This window comes from Leptotrichia wadei (assembly GCF_007990445.1).
GTDB lineage: Bacteria > Fusobacteriota > Fusobacteriia > Fusobacteriales > Leptotrichiaceae > Leptotrichia > Leptotrichia wadei_A.
Genome location: NZ_AP019841.1, coordinates 2,111,992 through 2,129,961, shown reverse-complemented (window position 1 = coordinate 2,129,961; position 17,970 = coordinate 2,111,992). Strand labels below are relative to the sequence as shown.

At 26.4% G+C, this 17,970-nt stretch carries 25 protein-coding genes; 12 read left to right on the top strand and 13 right to left on the bottom strand.

Going from position 1 to position 17,970, the window contains the following annotated elements; all coding sequences use genetic code 11:
* The first annotated feature begins 14 nt into the window (after positions 1-14).
* The 10 genes from smpB (at position 15) to FVE74_RS10020 (ending at position 8,180) form a co-directional block, all read left to right on the top strand.
* Positions 15-464, top strand: a complete 450-nt coding sequence (smpB, locus tag FVE74_RS10065; RefSeq protein ID WP_147004394.1) for an SsrA-binding protein SmpB — start codon at positions 15-17, stop codon at positions 462-464.
* A 136-nt stretch (positions 465-600) separates the two neighbouring features.
* Positions 601-918, top strand: coding sequence for a thioredoxin family protein (locus FVE74_RS10060; RefSeq protein WP_147004393.1), 318 nt, complete (start codon positions 601-603; stop codon positions 916-918).
* Positions 919-1,171: 253 nt separating this feature from the next.
* A complete protein-coding gene (gene galE / locus FVE74_RS10055; protein ID WP_147004392.1) occupies positions 1,172-2,197 on the top strand; it encodes a UDP-glucose 4-epimerase GalE in 1,026 nt (341 codons plus the stop codon).
* 143 nt (positions 2,198-2,340) lie between these two features.
* Entirely contained in the window at positions 2,341-2,943 is a 603-nt protein-coding gene (locus tag FVE74_RS10050; protein ID WP_147004391.1) for a hypothetical protein, read from the top strand.
* A 64-nt stretch (positions 2,944-3,007) separates the two neighbouring features.
* Positions 3,008-3,610: a hypothetical protein gene (locus FVE74_RS10045; RefSeq protein ID WP_147004390.1), complete on the top strand. Its 603-nt coding sequence runs from the start codon at positions 3,008-3,010 to the stop codon at positions 3,608-3,610.
* Between the two features lie 25 nt (positions 3,611-3,635).
* Positions 3,636-4,871, top strand: a complete 1,236-nt coding sequence (locus FVE74_RS10040; protein ID WP_147004389.1) for an aminopeptidase — start codon at positions 3,636-3,638, stop codon at positions 4,869-4,871.
* A gap of 81 nt (positions 4,872-4,952) precedes the next feature.
* Positions 4,953-5,156: a chorismate mutase gene (locus tag FVE74_RS12305; protein WP_197735174.1), complete on the top strand. Its 204-nt coding sequence runs from the start codon at positions 4,953-4,955 to the stop codon at positions 5,154-5,156.
* A gap of 408 nt (positions 5,157-5,564) precedes the next feature.
* Positions 5,565-5,783, top strand: coding sequence for a FeoA family protein (locus FVE74_RS10030; RefSeq protein ID WP_018498226.1), 219 nt, complete (start codon positions 5,565-5,567; stop codon positions 5,781-5,783).
* Positions 5,780-7,975, top strand: coding sequence for a ferrous iron transport protein B (gene feoB / locus FVE74_RS10025; protein ID WP_147004388.1), 2,196 nt, complete (start codon positions 5,780-5,782; stop codon positions 7,973-7,975). Before FVE74_RS10030 ends, feoB begins: the two co-directional genes overlap by 4 nt.
* Before the next feature lie 34 nt (positions 7,976-8,009).
* Positions 8,010-8,180 carry a FeoB-associated Cys-rich membrane protein gene (locus tag FVE74_RS10020; RefSeq protein WP_018498224.1) on the top strand — a complete coding sequence of 57 codons (171 nt, stop codon included), beginning with the start codon at positions 8,010-8,012 and terminating at the stop codon, positions 8,178-8,180.
* Positions 8,181-8,604: 424 nt separating this feature from the next.
* Here FVE74_RS10020 and FVE74_RS10015 read toward each other — a convergent pair whose 3' ends face one another.
* The 4 genes from FVE74_RS10015 to FVE74_RS11595 all read right to left on the bottom strand — a co-directional run bounded on the left by FVE74_RS10015 (position 8,605) and on the right by FVE74_RS11595 (position 11,108).
* Positions 8,605-9,669 carry a tyrosine-type recombinase/integrase gene (locus tag FVE74_RS10015; RefSeq protein WP_147004387.1) on the bottom strand — a complete coding sequence of 355 codons (1,065 nt, stop codon included), beginning with the start codon at positions 9,667-9,669 and terminating at the stop codon, positions 8,605-8,607.
* 86 nt (positions 9,670-9,755) lie between these two features.
* Entirely contained in the window at positions 9,756-9,974 is a 219-nt protein-coding gene (locus FVE74_RS10010) for a helix-turn-helix domain-containing protein (protein ID WP_021742996.1), read from the bottom strand.
* Between the two features lie 220 nt (positions 9,975-10,194).
* On the bottom strand, positions 10,195-10,956 hold the full coding sequence (locus FVE74_RS10005) for a protein rep (protein WP_147004386.1): 762 nt from the start codon (positions 10,954-10,956) through the stop codon (positions 10,195-10,197).
* On the bottom strand, positions 10,956-11,108 hold the full coding sequence (locus FVE74_RS11595) for a hypothetical protein (RefSeq protein WP_172617471.1): 153 nt from the start codon (positions 11,106-11,108) through the stop codon (positions 10,956-10,958). Before FVE74_RS11595 ends, FVE74_RS10005 begins: the two co-directional genes overlap by 1 nt.
* Before the next feature lie 316 nt (positions 11,109-11,424).
* On the opposite strand from FVE74_RS11595, the gene FVE74_RS10000 reads away from it, so the two are divergent.
* Positions 11,425-12,108: a helix-turn-helix domain-containing protein gene (locus tag FVE74_RS10000; RefSeq protein ID WP_147004385.1), complete on the top strand. Its 684-nt coding sequence runs from the start codon at positions 11,425-11,427 to the stop codon at positions 12,106-12,108.
* A gap of 181 nt (positions 12,109-12,289) precedes the next feature.
* Here FVE74_RS10000 and FVE74_RS09995 read toward each other — a convergent pair whose 3' ends face one another.
* The 7 genes from FVE74_RS09995 to FVE74_RS09965 all read right to left on the bottom strand — a co-directional run bounded on the left by FVE74_RS09995 (position 12,290) and on the right by FVE74_RS09965 (position 16,451).
* Entirely contained in the window at positions 12,290-13,096 is an 807-nt protein-coding gene (locus FVE74_RS09995; protein ID WP_147004384.1) for a hypothetical protein, read from the bottom strand.
* 313 nt (positions 13,097-13,409) lie between these two features.
* A complete protein-coding gene (locus tag FVE74_RS09990; RefSeq protein ID WP_147004383.1) occupies positions 13,410-14,003 on the bottom strand; it encodes a hypothetical protein in 594 nt (197 codons plus the stop codon).
* A 105-nt stretch (positions 14,004-14,108) separates the two neighbouring features.
* Positions 14,109-14,573, bottom strand: a complete 465-nt coding sequence (locus FVE74_RS09985) for a hypothetical protein (protein ID WP_147004382.1) — start codon at positions 14,571-14,573, stop codon at positions 14,109-14,111.
* Positions 14,574-14,606: 33 nt separating this feature from the next.
* On the bottom strand, positions 14,607-14,966 hold the full coding sequence (locus FVE74_RS09980; protein WP_147004381.1) for a hypothetical protein: 360 nt from the start codon (positions 14,964-14,966) through the stop codon (positions 14,607-14,609).
* Between the two features lie 97 nt (positions 14,967-15,063).
* Complete coding sequence (locus FVE74_RS09975; RefSeq protein WP_147004380.1) at positions 15,064-15,267, bottom strand: XRE family transcriptional regulator; 204 nt, start codon at positions 15,265-15,267, stop codon at positions 15,064-15,066.
* 207 nt (positions 15,268-15,474) lie between these two features.
* On the bottom strand, positions 15,475-15,855 hold the full coding sequence (locus FVE74_RS09970; RefSeq protein WP_197735154.1) for a nucleotidyl transferase AbiEii/AbiGii toxin family protein: 381 nt from the start codon (positions 15,853-15,855) through the stop codon (positions 15,475-15,477).
* Entirely contained in the window at positions 15,852-16,451 is a 600-nt protein-coding gene (locus tag FVE74_RS09965; protein WP_147004379.1) for a type IV toxin-antitoxin system AbiEi family antitoxin domain-containing protein, read from the bottom strand. The genes FVE74_RS09970 and FVE74_RS09965 overlap by 4 nt, the downstream gene beginning before the upstream one ends.
* A gap of 207 nt (positions 16,452-16,658) precedes the next feature.
* Here FVE74_RS09965 and FVE74_RS09960 point away from each other — a divergent pair, with 207 nt between their 5' ends.
* Positions 16,659-16,985: a helix-turn-helix domain-containing protein gene (locus tag FVE74_RS09960; protein ID WP_147004378.1), complete on the top strand. Its 327-nt coding sequence runs from the start codon at positions 16,659-16,661 to the stop codon at positions 16,983-16,985.
* A gap of 280 nt (positions 16,986-17,265) precedes the next feature.
* Here the strand turns inward: FVE74_RS09960 and FVE74_RS09955 are convergent, their stop codons facing one another.
* Both FVE74_RS09955 and FVE74_RS09950 read right to left on the bottom strand, forming a co-directional pair.
* The gene (locus FVE74_RS09955; RefSeq protein WP_197735153.1) at positions 17,266-17,562 is read right to left on the bottom strand and encodes a type II toxin-antitoxin system YafQ family toxin; all 297 of its coding nucleotides are present in this window, start codon (positions 17,560-17,562) and stop codon (positions 17,266-17,268) included.
* Positions 17,552-17,830, bottom strand: a complete 279-nt coding sequence (locus FVE74_RS09950) for a type II toxin-antitoxin system RelB/DinJ family antitoxin (RefSeq protein WP_147004377.1) — start codon at positions 17,828-17,830, stop codon at positions 17,552-17,554. The genes FVE74_RS09955 and FVE74_RS09950 overlap by 11 nt, the downstream gene beginning before the upstream one ends.
* Between the last annotated feature and the right edge of the window lie 140 nt (positions 17,831-17,970).

Sequence of the window (17,970 nt, the reverse complement as noted above, 5' to 3'; positions counted from 1 at the left end):
TGGAAGGAGGGAAAATGCCAGTATTAGCTAGAAATAAAAAGGCTTTCCATGATTACTTTATAGAAGATAAGCTGGAAGCGGGGATTGAGCTTGTGGGAACGGAAGTGAAGTCGGTAAAGGCTGGAAAAGTCAGCATAAAAGAAAGTTTTATAAGAATTATACGAAATGAAATTTTTGTGATGAATATGCATATTACACCTTATGAATTTGGGAATATTAACAATGTGGCAGAATCTCGTGTGAGAAAATTGCTTTTGAATAGACGTGAAATAAAAAAGTGGAGTGAAAAGATTAAAGAGCAAGGTTATACCATTGTTCCAATTTCAATTTATACAAAGCAAAGACTTGTAAAAATGGAAATAGGACTTGCAAAAGGAAAGAAAATGCATGATAAAAGAGAATCGTTGAAAAGAAAAGATATTGAAAGAGATATGAAAAAATTACAGAAAAATTTTGGAAGATAAAAATTGCATAAATTGATTAGAATTAGTATAATAGACATATTCAAAAACTATTTGAATTTAAAATTTAACAAAACAATTTGAATATTTCAAAAGATATAAAATAAAAGAAAATATAAATTATAGAGGGAGTGAAATTATGAGTAGAATCATAAATTATGCCGGAGAAGATTTTGATAATGAAATAGTTTTGCAAAATGGGCTTACACTTGTTGACTTTTTTGCCATCTGGTGCGGGCCTTGCCAAATGTTGGAAAAGGTTCTGTCGGAAGTGGTTAATGCTTCGGAATGTAAAATTGTCAAAGTTGATGTTGATGATTATCCAGAATTTGGAGCGAAGTTTAAAATAAGAGGACTGCCTTTGCTTTTACTTTTTAAAGATGGACAAATTGTGGAAACTTTGAATGGTTTTCAGACTTTTGATGAAATTATGGAAAAAATTAATTTACATAGTTAATTTTAAACTCGTTTTTATTTTAAGAAGGAAGGCTCTTTGTCACAAATTAAGATATTATTTTTTATAAAATTTATACTATTTTACATTTAAACAGCAAAGTAGTTATAAATTTCTTTGCAAGGGGTCAAAACCCTTTGTTGGCAAATAATATAAAATATAATTTTTATTTTTTAAATAGAGTTTAGTATTAATGTAGTATTTTAAATTTTTTTGTATATGGAAATAAAAATTTTTAGAAGGAAGGGATATTTTTATGAAAACTATTTTAGTTCCAGGGGGAGCAGGATATATCGGTTCTCACACAGTTTTAGACTTGATTAAAAAAGGATTTAATCCTATTATAGTGGATGATTTTAGTAATTCTAGCAAAAAAGTTATTACAATTTTAGAAGAACTTTCTGGAGAAAAAATAAATTTTTATGAAATGGATATAAAGAATAAAGAAGGTTTGAGAAAAATTTTTAGAGAAAATAAAATTGACGCTGTTATTAATTTTGCAGGATTTAAGGCGGTGGGAGAATCTGTGGAAAAACCGCTTATGTATTATGAAAACAATTTATTTGGAATGATTACTTTACTTGAAGTAATGAAAGAATTTAATGTAAAAAATATCGTATTTAGTTCATCAGCTACTGTTTACGGTGTTTCTGAAAAAGTACCTTTTGTAGAAACTGATCCAATGGGAGAAGTTACAAATCCTTATGGACGTACAAAAGTAATAATCGAACATATTTTAATGGATTTGGCAAAATCTGACAATACTTGGAATATAATTGCTCTTAGATATTTCAATCCATTAGGTGCTCATGAAAGCGGAAGAATTGGAGAAGATCCAAACGGAATTCCAAATAATCTTTCACCTTATATAACTCAAGTTGCAGTTGGAAAATTGGAAAAATTACATATTTTTGGAAATGATTATGATACTCCAGATGGAACTTGTATAAGAGATTTCATTCATGTAAATGATTTGGCGGCAGGACATTCAGCAGCATTAAATTATTTATTTAATAATGAAAATCTTGGTTTTGATGCGATAAATTTAGGAAGCGAAAAAGGTTACAGCGTTCTTGAAATTTTAAGTAATTTTGAAAAAGCTGTTGGAAAAGAAATTCCTTATGTAATTGATGGCAGAAGAGCTGGAGATATTGCAGTTTGTTATGCAGATGCTTCAAAAGCTAAAAAATTATTAAATTGGGAAGCAAAATATACAATTGAAGATATGTGCCGTGATTCTTGGAATTGGCAAAAGAAAAATCCAAATGGATTTAAGGATTAAAAATAATACACTTGTTTGATATTATTTGGGTTTAGAGCTTACTTAATTTGACTTTTATAGGGTTTAGGTGTAATATAAAATAAAGAATTTCAACTTTTAGTTAAAATATATATTGTATAAAAAGTTTATTAAAGGAGTATTTTATGAAAAAATTATTTTTAGTATTTATGTTATTAACACCATTAACATATGGAGATAGATCGGAAATTGTTGTAAGTCCAACTTACGTTACCCAAAAAAAGGAGAATGGCTCTAAAGTTGGGAAATATGCACTTGGAAGTGGTGTTAAAGTTTCAAAAGAAGAAATAGCTTCATTTGGTGATGGAAGTAATACTGTAATAGGGGCAGGAATAGGAATTTCATATAATTCTTTGAAAGTTAAAGGAAATGGCGTAAAGAGTGATTCAGGAAATTTAGTTTCAGTTCCACTTTATTTGATATTTGGAATAGGAACAGATAATGGAATATACACAAAAATTTCAGCCGGTCTTGCCGTTAGAAACGGAAGTGTAAAATGGACTGACAATAGTGGAGGTTATGGGGAAATAAAGGCTAGACCGCTAACTGGATATGCCGCTTTTGGTATCGGAGTCAGAAAAGACAGATTTTCAATTGGAGTAAGTGCCAGCACATCAACAAAAGCAAAAAGAACATACTCCAGCCCTACTAAACATTACAGAGATAACATTATGCTAAGTGGTGCTGCAATATCGCTAGATTTTGGATATGCTCTTAAATACGAATAATAAAAAAATTATAAAATTAGGAATTTTCAAAAACTAAATATTTATACAATAAGGAGAATTTAAAATGAAAAAATTATTTTTAATGTTTATGTTGCTAACACCATTCACTATGGCATATGGAGAAAGAAATGAAATTATCATAAGCCCTATTTATGGTAAGCAAAAAAACAATAATGATAAAAATGCTCCTGTCAAAGGTGTTACAGGAAGCGGAATTAAAATTTCACTTGAAGGAAAAAGCGGAGTCGATAGTGATGTTGTAATGGGGCTTGGAATGGGGTTGATGTACAATTCTCTAAAAGTTAAAGGGAAAGATATAAACAGTAATTCAGGAAGTTTAATTTCAATTCCAATTTATCTTACGGTAGGAACAGGAACAGATAATGGAATCTATACTAAATTCTCATTTGGTTTTTCAGTTGCAAATGGGAGTGTAAAATGGACTGATAAAAATGGTGGTAGCGGGAAAATAAAAGCTATGCCGTTAAATGGATATGGAGCCATTGGTATCGGAGTTCAAAAAAACAGATTTTCATTTGGAATAAATGGTATTGTAACACCAAGACTTAAAAGACAATATTCTAGTTCTACTAAAAGATATAATGATAAATTTTCAGATAGTGTAGTTTCACTAGAATTTGGATATCAACCTAATTATAAAGATTAAAAATTTTAATTTGAAAGGACAAAAAATGAACAACTTTGAAGAAAAATTAAATAAATATGCAGAAGTAATCGTAAAAATTGGAGCAAATGTGCAAAAAGGTCAGAAAGTTTGGGTAAATTGTACGACTGATGCGTTGCCATTGGTTTACAAAGTTACAGAATTAGCTTATAAAGAGGGGGCAAGTGATGTTCATGTTAAATTGACAGATGATAAATTGTCAAGACTTCATGCTGAATACCAGTCAAAAGAAGATTATTCTCACATTCCTCAATGGGCGATTGACGAGAGAAATGATTATCTTGACAATAATGTAGTGTTTATCCACATTTTAAGCAGTTCTCCAAATTTATTTGCAGGAATTGATCCAGAAAAATTAGGAGCATTGGCAAAAAATGCGGGGGAAGCCTATAAACATTACAGAACATGTATTATGACGGATGTAAATTCATGGACGATTGCAAGTTATCCTTCAGCAGATTGGGCAAAACTTGTGTTCCCAAACGAAACAAATACCGATATTGCACAGGAAAAATTGCTTGATGCAATATTGAAAACTGTAAGAGTTGACAAAGATGATCCAGTTAAGGCTTGGGAAGAACATAGAAAGAATTTGAATGAAAAAGCTGAATTTTTGAATAGCAAAAATTTCGTGGCACTTCACTATACTTCTAAAGGAACTGATTTGACAGTTGGGCTTCCTAAAAATCATATTTGGGTGGCAGCTGGAAGTGTTAATGCGAAAGGAGCTGATTTCTTGCCTAATATGCCGACAGAGGAAGTGTTTACAGCTGGAGACCGAGATCGTGTAGATGGTTATGTTTCTAATAAAAAACCACTTTCGTATCAAGGAAATATTATTGACAAATTCAAATTGACTTTTAAAGATGGAAAAGTTGTAGATTTTGAAGCAGAAGAAGGTTATGACATTTTGAAACAGTTGCTTGACACTGATGAAGGTTCGAAAAGAATAGGAGAAGTTGCTCTTGTGCCAAATGATTCGCCTATTTCAAATTCAGGACTTCTTTATTATCAAACATTATTTGACGAAAATGCCTCAAACCACTTAGCATTAGGTGCTGCATACCCGACTAATGTAAAAAATGGAACAAAAATGACAGAAGAAGAATTAATAAAAGCTCATATTAATCAATCAATTTCACATGTTGATTTTATGATTGGTGATGCTGAAATGGATATTGACGGAATTTTGGAAGATGGAACGAAAATTCCTGTATTTAGAAAAGGAAATTGGGCGTTTTAAATTTTAAAATTTTGGAGATAATATTATGAAATGCAATAGTTTGGAAGAAGTAAGAGAAAATATCGATAGTATGATGATAAAATTATAAAATTAATTGCAGAGCGTTCAGATTATGTAAGACAGGCAGCATATTTTAAAAAGTCAAAAACAGATGTAAAAGCAGCTGATAGAGTTGAGAAAATAATAAAAAAGGTCAGGGAAAAGGCTAAAATTTATGGTTGCAGTCCAGATGTTGTGGAATTGATTATTGGTGAAGAAATGAAAACTTTTGAAAAAAATGAATAGTTAATAAAAAAGAAACTGCTTTAATTCAAGGGTTTCTTTTTTTATTTTTAAAAAAAAACAAATTAAAAATTTTCATGCTATTTTTTATTTAAAAAGCAGACTGGTTATAAATTTCTTTGCAAGAGGTCAAAACTTTTTATTAGTAAATAATAGGAAAATATAACTTTTATTTTTAAACGGAGTCTAGGATTAATTTTTTATTTAGAAAAAAAACTTGCATTATTTTCTAAAAAGGTATAAAATTAGTTTGGTAATTAAAATGTTCGATTTTCACAGCATTTGTTTCAGTTTTGAAATCATTATAAAGTACTTTATTATACAGGAAGTTTTCTTATTAGTTTGAATGTATAAGTGTTATTTGTGAATCGAAATTAATAAATATTAAATAATGGGAGGAGATGATCTGACATGACGTTAGTAGAAGGAAAAGTCGGAGACAAGTTTTTGTTAAAGGACATTGATCAAAAAAAATTAGACACACGGTTGTTAAGTCTAGGAGTTTGTAGAGGAGATGCATGCACAATTGAAAATATTGCAAATGGAAATGTCCTTATAAAGACAGTTGAAACTAAAATTGTCATTAGTACAAATTTAGCAAATCACATTCAAATTGAGGTGGTAAAATGATAAATGTGGCATTTGTCGGAAATCCTAATGTTGGGAAAACCGCTTTAATTAATCAAATTTCACATGCAAGTTTAAAAATGGGGAACTGGCCAGGGGTAACAATTGAAAAAAAAGAAGTATTTTTTAAGGTCGGAGATGAAGATGTAAAATTAATTGATTTGCCAGGAATTTACAATTTATCAATGAGTACGGCAGAAGAAAGAGTTTCACGAGATTTTTTGCTGGATGAAAAAGTTGATGTGATAATTAATGTGCTAGATTCGACATCGCTTGAAAAAAATATTTATTTGACTGCTTTATTAAAGGAACTTGATATTCCAGTTGTGATGGCACTTAACTTTGAGGATGAATTTAAAAGAATTGGCTATCAATTGGATATAGAAAAATTTGAAAAGCAATTGGGAGTTCCAGTTATGTTCACAAGTGGAAGATCTGGAGCTGGAGTAGACAAACTTATGGAAAAAGCTGTAGAACTTTACAAAAAAAATTCTTCAGATAAAAAAATACAGCATAGATTGCCATTTGAAAAGGAAATCGAAGATAATATTAAAAGTTTGAAGGATAAATTGGAAAATGATAAATCATATGAAAAAGTTTTAGAAAAATATCCAGTAGAATGGCTAGCAATTAAAATTTTGGAAGATGATACCAATGTAGCGGCAAGAGTAAAAACTGAATTTGGAGTAAGTGTTTCAAATATCGGAGAAACTGAAAAGAAAAATATTGAAAATCGTTACGGAATCGAACCTCAAGATGCTTTGGCAAGAGAGAGATATGGAATCGTTCGTGGAATTATCTCGATGAACCTAAAAAGAGGTACTGGAGATAAATTTGCATTAACTGATAAAATTGACAAAGTTCTTTTGAATAAGTTTTTTGGTGGAATAGCATTTCTTGCTATAATTTATGCTGTTTTCGTAATCGTATTTGATGGAAGTTCGCCGTTTATCGACTGGATTGATGGGTTCTTTAGTAACTTTGTCATAAAATATGTGGGTCACGCCATTGAAGGGGTGCCAGATTGGTTAAGCAGTTTTATACTTGATGGAATTTTGGCTGGTGTAGGTTCAGTATTGACATTCGTTCCACTTATGTTCTTTATTTACTTCTTCATGGCAATTCTTGAAGAAAGCGGATATATGGCTCGTGTTGCATTTATTTTAAATAAAATGATGACAAAAGTTGGACTTTCAGGAAAAGCATTCATCCCAATGCTAATCGGATTTGGATGTACAGTTCCAGCAATTTATTCAACAAGAACATTGGAAGATGAAAAAACAAGAAGATTGACAGGAGTTATCGCAACATTTATGTCATGTGGAGCAAGACTGCCGGTTTATTCATTACTTGCAGCGGCGTTTTTCAGTAAAAATGCAGCTTTAGTAGTAGTTTCAATCTATGTTTTTGGTGTATTTATGGCCCTTTTAGTAGCTTTTATATTAAAAAGATTTAAATACTTTAAAGGAAACAACACAGAATTACTTATAGAATTACCGCCATATAGACTTCCAGGTGCAAAAGCTGTCTGGAGTAATATGAGATCAAGAACTTTCTCTTACATAAAAAAAGCAACTACAATAGTTTTAGGAATCCTGTTAATTATCTGGTTCTTCCAATATTTCCCAAATAAAGGAGATGCTGAAAGTTCATATATAGGTCAAGCAGCAAAAGTTGTTCAGCCTGTATTCAAGCCAACTGGTTTTGGTGATAGATGGGAACCTGTAGCTTCTATTGTGCCAAGTATCATTGCAAAAGAAACAGTAGTTGGATTTTTAGGACAAATTTTATTATCTCAAGGAGATGATGAGAAAAAAGAATATAATTTTGTATCAGATTTAAAAGATCAAGTAGTTGGATTGGGAGGAGCAGCAGTAGAGTCAGTAAAATCATTAGGACATATTGCAACCTTCAAAATTACGACATTGGAAATGAAAAGTCAGGAGGAGCTTGACCAAGATGCAGGTGGAAACATCATTCCAGCAATTAGAAGCTTGTGGAATGACAAATATGGTCAACTAAGAGCATACTCATTTATGCTGTATGTCCTTTTGGTAGTGCCATGTGCCGTAGCAATGGGAGCTTTAAAACAAGAATTTGGATGGAAATTATTAGCATTTCAAGTGTCAATGCTGTTAATTCTGCCTTACGTAGTATCAACCTTATTCTTCAATATCGCAAGGCTATTTATATAGATATGAAATAAAATTTTGAAAGGAAGTGCAGAAAATGATAATAAAAACAGTTATCATCGCTATAATTGCAGCTGCAATCGTATTTGCAGTATTTAGAAAAATATACAAGGACTACAAAAAAAATAAAAATCTTTGTGGAACAGACTGCTGTCATTGTTCAACTGGTTCAACTTGCAGTCCACATAAAGAAAATCATGCTAAGTAGTAAAAAAATTCAAAAAATTTTATAATTTTTTTCAAGCTCCAGTAATATTTAGTCGTATGACTCTAGTATTTATGGGGCTTAATTGATTTTCATTATTTTTATTCTACAAACAAAAAACAAAGAAAATAAAAAATTTATTATAAGAATATTCCTGTATAATAATACTTGACCAATAGAAAAAGTGAAAACTTTTTTCTTCAAAACTCCTTTTTAAATACGTCATCACAAGGGTGGCGTATTTTTTTTGCCATTTCTTACAAAACAAGATAATACAGTACCAAAAAGGTATTCAGTTATCTTTTTCATTTTTTTGGTTTTTTTATTTATTTGTAATTTTTCATAAAAAGGTACTCATTTACCTTATCCGTTGGACTAACGTTGGACTAAAACTAATGTCAAGAAAAAAGCCTATAATTAAGGCTTTCTATGAAGTTTTTCTAAAATTTAAACTATTCATTGATAACTTTAGTTTTTGTTTATCTGTCTGAATATAATATTGTTTTGTTGTCGCAATATTTTCGTGTCCCATTATATCTGTTATCACAATATTATTTATTTTTTGATTACTCATAAGTGTTGCTAGTGTTTTTCTACAATCGTGAGGTTTATGTTTATTAATTTTTAAAGTTTCCAATGTTTTATAAAATTTCTCACGAAAATAATTTTTTCTTAAAGGCTTATTCTCATTCTTTTTTTTACTGAATATCCATTTATCATTGTATATTAAATAATCTGTTGGACTGTTTTCATAAAGCTCTTTTATAATTTCAACTATATCTTTATGAATAGGTATGCTTCTATTTTTTCCTTTTCTAGTTTTATTTCCACCGTGTATAAATTCCTGCTGTAAATCTACATTTTCCTTTTTCAATTCTACAGTTTCTTCGATTCTCATACCTGTATAAATCATAATTAAAATATATTTTACCCATATTATATCCGTGTTTTCCCATAATTTTTCTATTTCATCATAATTAAAAGGTTTTTTTTCTTTGATTTCAGTTTCTTTTGGTAAATTTATAAATTCTGCTCTATTTTTTTCCAATATGTCTATTTCTCTCGCATAGTCCCAAAAAATTTTTAAAAATCCTTTTGTTATACTTTTAGTTGAAATACTACAATTTAAATCATTTATTAGATTTTGCAATACTGGAGTGCTAATATCTTTAAAAACCAGATTATGTAACTCTTTACATCGTTTAAAACTATTGATGTAACTGTTCAAAGTATTTTTAGCAACAATATCTTTTTTACTGTTTTTAAATAACTCAAACAAATCTTTAAATTTAATTCTATGATTTTCTAAATTGTAAGGATTATTAAAATATTTGTTTAATACTTCTGTTGCTTCCTTTTTAGTGCTGAAATATCCCAAAGAATGTCTTTTTTTAGTTACAGGGTTAGTAACTCTAACTCTAAAAGGATTCGTTCTATTTATTTTAACTTTTGTTATACTCCCTGTACCGTTTGCATTTTTATACTTTTTCATATTTTCTCCATTCTGAAAATCCAACTAAAAAGCATTATCTGCTTTATAATTTTAATATTATTTTTCTTTTATTGCAATATATTTATTTAAAAAAATATCTGTACCAATTCATCATTACTCAATTCTAACAATTCTTTTAATTCATATATTTCTGATTGTGTAAAAAAATTTTTTCCATTCATTTTTTTATTAAGTCCACTTTCTGATATATTCATTTTTTTTGATATTTCTTTATAGTTCAATTTCTTTTTTCTAATTCTACTTTTCAATGTATAGTATATTAGTCTCTTATCTTCTAAATTCATATTTACCACTCTACTTTCTCTATTTTTATTAGTATATTTTTAGATAAAATAAGTTAAAATAAGTTGCAAGTTTTTATATATTACATTTTTTGATTTTTAACTTGTATTTTAGATATATTTTCTGTTTATAGTTTTCAATAATTTAAAAATTTATTTCATAAAATTGTTTTTTTGATTCGTTATTATCAATCAAAGGGGATAAGTCTGACAGGAAATATTCTTATTCTTTAAATTTACTCCAATAATATATTCTTTTCCTTTTTATAATATTTAAATAAATAGAAAGAATTGTCTTATTTTCATCATTATCAAAAAAATTTTTCAATCTTTTCTTTTTAGAATGAGTTAAATAAGATACTGTTTTCTGTACTTTTTCTTCTGTACCTAATTTTTCTAAACGAACATTGGTTTTAAATCCATTTAGAATATTCCATTTAGTCTGTATCATTTCTTTTAATTCTTTCATTTTAAAATGTTTGTATATCCCTTTTATTGTAAATAGCAGGATATGTAAATGAGGAAGAAAAGAATTTCTTTCAGGATTATAAGCTATTTCCGTTACTCTTAAATATCCTTTTACAGTCTTTTTCAAAAAAGGACTTTTGACTAATTTATTAAAGTTTGTCCTTACTACATTTAATTCATTTTGTAATCTACTTTTATCATCAATTTCAACATTTTTTCCATTTATTGTCAGTATAAATATCAAATATCTATTTTTAAAATTTTCTATTTTCTTCATTATTTCAAAATATTTGGCACTTCTGTCTATTTCATCACATATAGGACAGCTTCTCCGTTTACATCTTAAATTTTTAGTAAATTTCATTGAGTTTTCGTGGCATTCAATATAATTATTAAAACAGGTATTAATACTGCTGTATTCAGATTTTGATATTATTTCGTATTCAGAATACCATTCAAGAGCCTTTAAATAATAATTTTCCTTCTCTTCTATCACTTTTTCTGTATCTGTTTTCATCAATTCTTTTCTCCTTTCTTCTCTTCTTTTAATCTAAATTTCCACAAAGGACATTTATTATAGGGACAGTTTAAAACTTTTTCCTTATCATCATCCCAGCATTCAAGACAATGTTTTTCAATTGCCTCTTTTTCTAAACTTTTATTTTTCATAAAATTCACTCCTTTTAAAATTTCTACCTTTTCTTTTGGAATAAACTACATTTTTTTATTGTTATTTTTTTATAATTTTTTTTTATTTTGTTTAATACTAATTAATAATAGAAGAATAAAATTTATATTCAAAAAGATGTATTTTAAAATAAATTATACTTTTGTATTACGATATAGTTGTACCATTATTTTTTAAATTTGTCAATATCTTTTTGACATATTTTTTAAAAAATGTATCTTTTTGATTAAAAAAGTTATTGAAATTTTGTAAAATTTATTATATAATTATGGTACTAACAAAGATTGGAGAAAAATTATGGAAGAAAATAATAAAGAATTAAATAATAAAATTTTGGGAGAGATAATAAGAAATTATAGAAAAAGAAAAGGATTGAGTTTGGAAAATCTTGCCAAGCAAATGGATATAACAAAATTAAGTATACAAAAATATGAAGTTGGGAAAAGAACAATACCATTTAATACTTTGCTTGATTTTTTTAGAATACTTGAGATACCTTTAAATGAATTGGAAAAATTTTTTAAAAAAGAAGAAAAATCAGAAATAAGAGAAATTTTAAGTAATTTATTTAAAGAAAACAAGAGAATAACAGCTATAATATGTTTTATTGATTATTTAGAAAATTTAGGATTTTCATTCAATGTGATAAATTCGATAGATGAAGAAAACGGATTGATTTATGGAGATGTAGAAGACGCTATAAGAAACCCTAAAGTGATAGCTGTGCGAAGTCCAAATAAAAAATATATATTTTATATTGGAATCAAGGATTTTCTTTCATTTATAAGTCTTCGTTCAGAAAATAATATAAATGATTTTATAAATTATCTTGAAGTATATCACTTAGATAGAAGTGATACAGGATATGATGATGAAGAAATAGAAAGAATGGAAAAAATATTTAAAAAAGTACCTTTGAAAAAACCAAGTATTTTTAAAGAAATTATTGAAAAATTGAATGAGAAAACTAAAAACAAATAAATTTGCAACAAAATACAGGGCCTTTCATTTTTTAGAGGCCCTGTTTGATTAAAATATGCACTTTTAACTCCGTATAAGCCCCGTAGAGAACGTTTAAACTCATTTTTGATTTTCCCCCCTTGAATAACAAAAATAAACTCTTAAATCAGCTGTTACAATAAAAAATTTTCTCTTTTGTTTTCTATTCTGAATATTCATCATCGCTTTCATCTGAATTTGTTGAACTATTATTTTGAGTTTGGTCAATTTGATTTGTTGTTCCATCAATTTGATTTATTGTTTCGTCAATTGTTCTTTCAATTTCAATTTCTCTTTCATTATTTAGATTTTTTTCTTTTCTTTTAAGAGTGGAACTAGCATTATTTTTTATACCATAACCGTGATTATTAAGGTATTTAATTATAGAACGATCGTAAAATTGTTTTGCTTTATACTGTGAATTTGCATTATTCCAATGAGTACCAGTATAATGACAACCTGCTCCATTTTCCAAATTATTATCATTTCCATAAATTGTATTAAATACTTGTCTAATTTGTGCTATTTTTTGTAAATGTTCTCTATAAGCGTCATCTACTTGAGTATAGGTTACTTCTTCAAAAGGTTTAGTTGTACCTGGCATTATTCCATTATCTACCTTAACAATTTCGTTTACTGTTCTACAGTATTCTTCTCTTAAACTGTCGTATGAAACTTGATTATTAAGTAGGCTTTCAGCATATCCAAGATTTCTCGGAGTAAAGGTTGAACTTTCTCCATTAGATTTTTTGTATTTATATCCTGATTTTACTTCATATTCAATATCATTTTCTGTATTATTGTTATTATGCTTATTAGTTTTATTTTTTAAGTTTTTAACTTTTGAAACTTTTGGATTTTGCTTGTTATACTTAATTATAAAATTAGTCCACTCAAAAATATTAAATATAGCAATCAATCCCATTATAATTCCAAATATTAAATTACGAATATTTGTTTTATTATTCATATTTTTTATTCCTTTTCTCCATATTTTTATTCCGAAGTATTATTTTCATTTGAATTGTTAGTATCAGATTCCTGTTTTGAAATAGTTTCAATTTGTTCTTGTTTTTTGATTGTGTATACTTTAGAAAACAAACTAAATAAAATACCTATAATTATTATGATTTTTTGAATTTTACTAAAATCTGTATAAGATTTTATTTTAGGGGAAATAACTCTTAAATTCACAATTATTGTAATAATTAATAGACACAATCCTGTAAAACTAACTAATTCATATTCATAATCTAAAATTTTAGTTAAAAAGCATATTTCGGTTAAAAGTAAAAAACATAATTTAAACTTGGAACTTTATTTATTTTTTTACTATATAGATAAATACTTGATATTGCTAAAATTCCTAGTAATAAAACTAAAATTTTAAAAAAAGAGTTATCAATCTTAGATAATAACATTGAAGTAAAGAAAATAGTAAAAAAACCTAATATTGAAAATAACAAGTTTTCTTTATTTTTTGAAAATGTTTTAGCAAATTCAAAACATTTATAAATACTTATGATAAAAGAAACCATAAATATTGTGCTTAATGAATAAAATCCCATTGTTAGAATTAATAGTATGTAATTTAGTTTAAAAAATTTATCTATTTCTCCATTCACTTTAAATTTTAAATAGATGATTATTAATGTGTTTTCAAATAAAAAGTACACTAAAAAATATGATAGAAAATACATTGGATAATCCATTAAATAGAAAATTTCATATTCACCGATATAATAATGAACAAGATGAATAGATTCCGAATTTACCAACATCATCGTATGTACAATAAAACATAGAAGTGTTGCTATTTTCAATAAAGTCATTTTCTCATCTTTTTTAGCCAATTTGATAAAAAAATCATTTTTCATAATTTCTCCTTAAATTTATAATTAATTTTTTGATTAATTTTATTTCAAATGAGGAATCCTCTTTTTTAAAGTTTTCTAAATATTCACAATAGAAAAAACTTTTTTCTATAATTTTTCAGAATTTTCAATTGTAAAATTTCTGTCTTCAAATATTATTTTTTGAATATTTTCATTATTGTCTAAATACGATATTTTCAATTCACTCCATAAAAATATATGTTTTACAAGAGTATTTGAAATGACATCTTCATATTCTTCTTCTCTTATATTAAAATCAATCATTTTAATTTTATCAAAATCTAAAAATTCTTTTTTATCCGAATTTCCAATTTCTAATCTGTTATTTAAAATTTTAGCATAAACTTTTTCTTCTTTTTGAAATTCTAATCCCTCGATATATTTTAATTCATAATAGTTACTTTTATTAACTTCTCTCATCTTTTTCATAATAAAATTATTTAACTCATTAAGATTGTTTTCTTTTTCCATTTCAATTTTTTTAATTATAAAAAACCAAACAATAAAAAATACAATAGTGAATAAAAAGTAAAAATCTAAATTCAGATCCATAAAAAGTTCCTTTCTTTAAAGTTATCCTTTTAATTATATTTTTTTTAAATATCTTATAGTTTGACTTACAGTTTTTAAAAATAATGCTAATACAAACACATCAATTACCCACAAAATAATAGCAATAAACCAATGACTATCATAACCAGTTAGACTCGCAAATATTCCAAAACCAAGAGCAGTCATAATATTTAATAATATAACATCAACATAAACTAATCCTATATATTTTAGCCCTACATTCTCATCGCTTAAGTCCTTATTTTTATCATAATACTGTTCTAATATCTCTTTTCTTTTAACATCTGATTGAGTGCTATTTTCTTCTCCATTATTTTTATTATTCTCATCATTATCGTTATAGTATTGCTCCCAAATTTTTCTTTTATCCATTTTTTTCACTCCTATTCTAATTTAATTTTCTATTTGATATAAAAATATGTTTCGATTAAATTATCATCTCCTTTTTTAAAATTTACCAAATAGCAAATTAATTATCAAAAAAAATATCCAAAAACTCAACATCACTCAATTCATATTCTTTCCTAATAAATTTCATTTCTTCAATAGTAAAATTACTAGTTCCATTTATTTTTCTTGAAAATGCTGAAGGAGTTATTTTTAATTTATGTGCAAGTGTTTTATTGTTGTCTTCGTGTAAACTCATTTTTGATTTTAAAAGATTCTTTTTCATCTCTATTCTCCTTTTTGCTAATTGGTAAAATAATTATACCATAAATTAAAAGTTTGTCAAGACAACTTCAATTAAATTGATAAAGTATCAATTTTGTGGTAAAGTTTGTTGATTTTAAAGGAGATCAACTTGTATAATATCTGATATTTTATTTAATAATTTCAAAATTTCAGAAAATTGTATATTATCAACATATTTATTTTCATTTTAATAAATATTCCATTGTTTATTCAAATATTCATTATTTTTAATATCTTCTAAAATTTCCTTGCTTTCTAATATTTCTTCCATTGAATTTCTATTTTTTGCCGTTTCCAAAATTGCTTGTTTCAAATTATTTACATTTATTTTATCATTTTTCAATTTAAAAATCATATAAATATCATAATCCATCGTTGTTCTATTTTGTATACCAATAATTGATGAAATTAAAAATCCACCTTTTATTATAAATTTCGCTCTGTATTTTGATTTTTCTAATCGAGTCAAAAATCTTTCAAAAAAATACATTTGCAACACTTCCTGTGCTTTCAAATTACTTTTTTCTGAAAAACTTTTTATTTTCCCTTTTAACTTTTCTGATGTCATATCAAAACCTCCAAATATTCTCTTACTTTTTTATCAATTTTCAATTCTTTACTATATTTTATCAATTTTCTTACTTTTATATCCTTATTTTTAAAAAATAATTTTAATGCCTTTGAAAATACATCCACATCAATTTTTTCTTTATTTTTTATAATATCACATATCGTTCTCTCTTTATCATAGATATAAATTTTAGCCCCCATTTTACTCAAAGTTTCAATTTTCCCACTTTCAAATATTTCCTTTTTCACATAATGAATTTTCAAATTTTCAGATTTTTTTGTAATATGCAAAACATTATAACCTTGTGGAACTGTTATTGAAATTGTATTTGGTACTCTATCTGTTAAATTATGAAAATATAGAGCAGTCGTATTTGAAAAAATCACATTATTATTTTTTTGTATTTTTACAAATTCATCTGTAATTGTATCATTTTTCTGATAAACTCCTTGCTTTACTCTTTCTAAAATTCCTTTTTTACATAAATTAGAAAGAATCTGTCTTTTTATACCGATTTTTTCTGCTTCTTTAACTGTTATTATAGTATTATTTTCAAAAAAATTATTTAATTTATCATTTGTAATTTTTAACATAATTATCACTACCTTTACTATTACACTTTAATTTTAATATTTTAAAGAATAATTATCAAGATTTTGTTCAAATTTTATATCTTTTATTTATTTGGTAATTAGTAAAATAATTGTACCATAAAAATAAAATTTATCATTATTATTTCAATTAAATTGATAAAATATCAATTTTATGGTAAAATTTATTGATTTTAAAGGAGAATTACTATGGAAAATGTAGGAAAAAGATTAAAGAGTTTGAGAGAAAAGTACAAATTTTCTTTGGAAGAAGTGGCTAGAAAAATAAAATCATCTGCTGGTGCTATTTCACGATATGAAAATAACGAGAGGAAAATAAATAGTGAGAGTTTGATTAGACTATCAAATTTATACAATGTTTCGCCTGAATACATATTATACGGTATAAATAAAGATTCCAATAATTTAGAATCATCCATTCTATCGTTTTTTAATAATGAAAATATAGATTTTAAAGAAAAAGAGGAATTGTTCAATAAGATTCAAAATGCATTTTTTAAAGAAAAATTTAAATAAAATTTATTACATTTAAAGCTATAAAATAAAATTAAGAAAATAGTGATGTATTTTATAAAAATAGATTTTAAATTTGGGCCTTCTTTTTTGAGTGAGGCCCTTTTGTTATTCGCTCGTATATCCGTGTAACAGCCTTGTAGCGTTCGTTAAAAAATTTTTTGGAATACCTTGCCTTGAAACGAAAAAGTCTACTAGAACGATACTACTTAATTTTTTTAATTTGTATAAAATAATTTTAAGAAAAAATCACAGCTGAATTAATAGCCGTGATTCAATCAGTTTATCCAAATAAATCGCTGTGAGTTCCTGTATCTGTCAAATATAACAAAAGTTCATCATTTTCTATTTCGTATATTAATAACCAGTCTGGAGTGATATGGCACTCTCTACTGTTAGTAAATTTCCCTTGCAATTTATGGTCTTTGTTCTTTTCAGGTAATTTTTTTCCTTTTGATAGCATATCCACAACTTCATCTAATAAATCTATATTATATCCACGTCTTTCTACACGTTTCAAACTCTTACGAAATTGCTTTGTTGCCCGTATCGAGTATATCACTTTATCGTTATTCATCATTTTCCAGTATGTCCTTTATCATTTCTTTTGAAGAAGAATATCTTTTGCCCATATTGGGATTTTTCTTCATTTTCTCTACTTCCCTTAATGCTTCTAATAATTCTTGACTTGGACGTGGATTTCCAATCTCAAAAGGTATTCTTTGCTCCTTTACTAATTGTTTTAAAAATACATTTACTGCTGTACTCAAATTCATTCCCATATCTTTTAACAATTCTTGAGCTTCTTTTTTAGTGTTATCATCTATATTTATAGTTGTTGCACTCATTTTTATCACTCCTTAAAATTTATAATATATGTATATTATACATCTAAAATATTTGAAAATCAATTATTATTTAATAAAAAAATAATAAGTCAAGATTTTTTATTTCATAATTTTTACAACAATTTATACAAATTAAATTA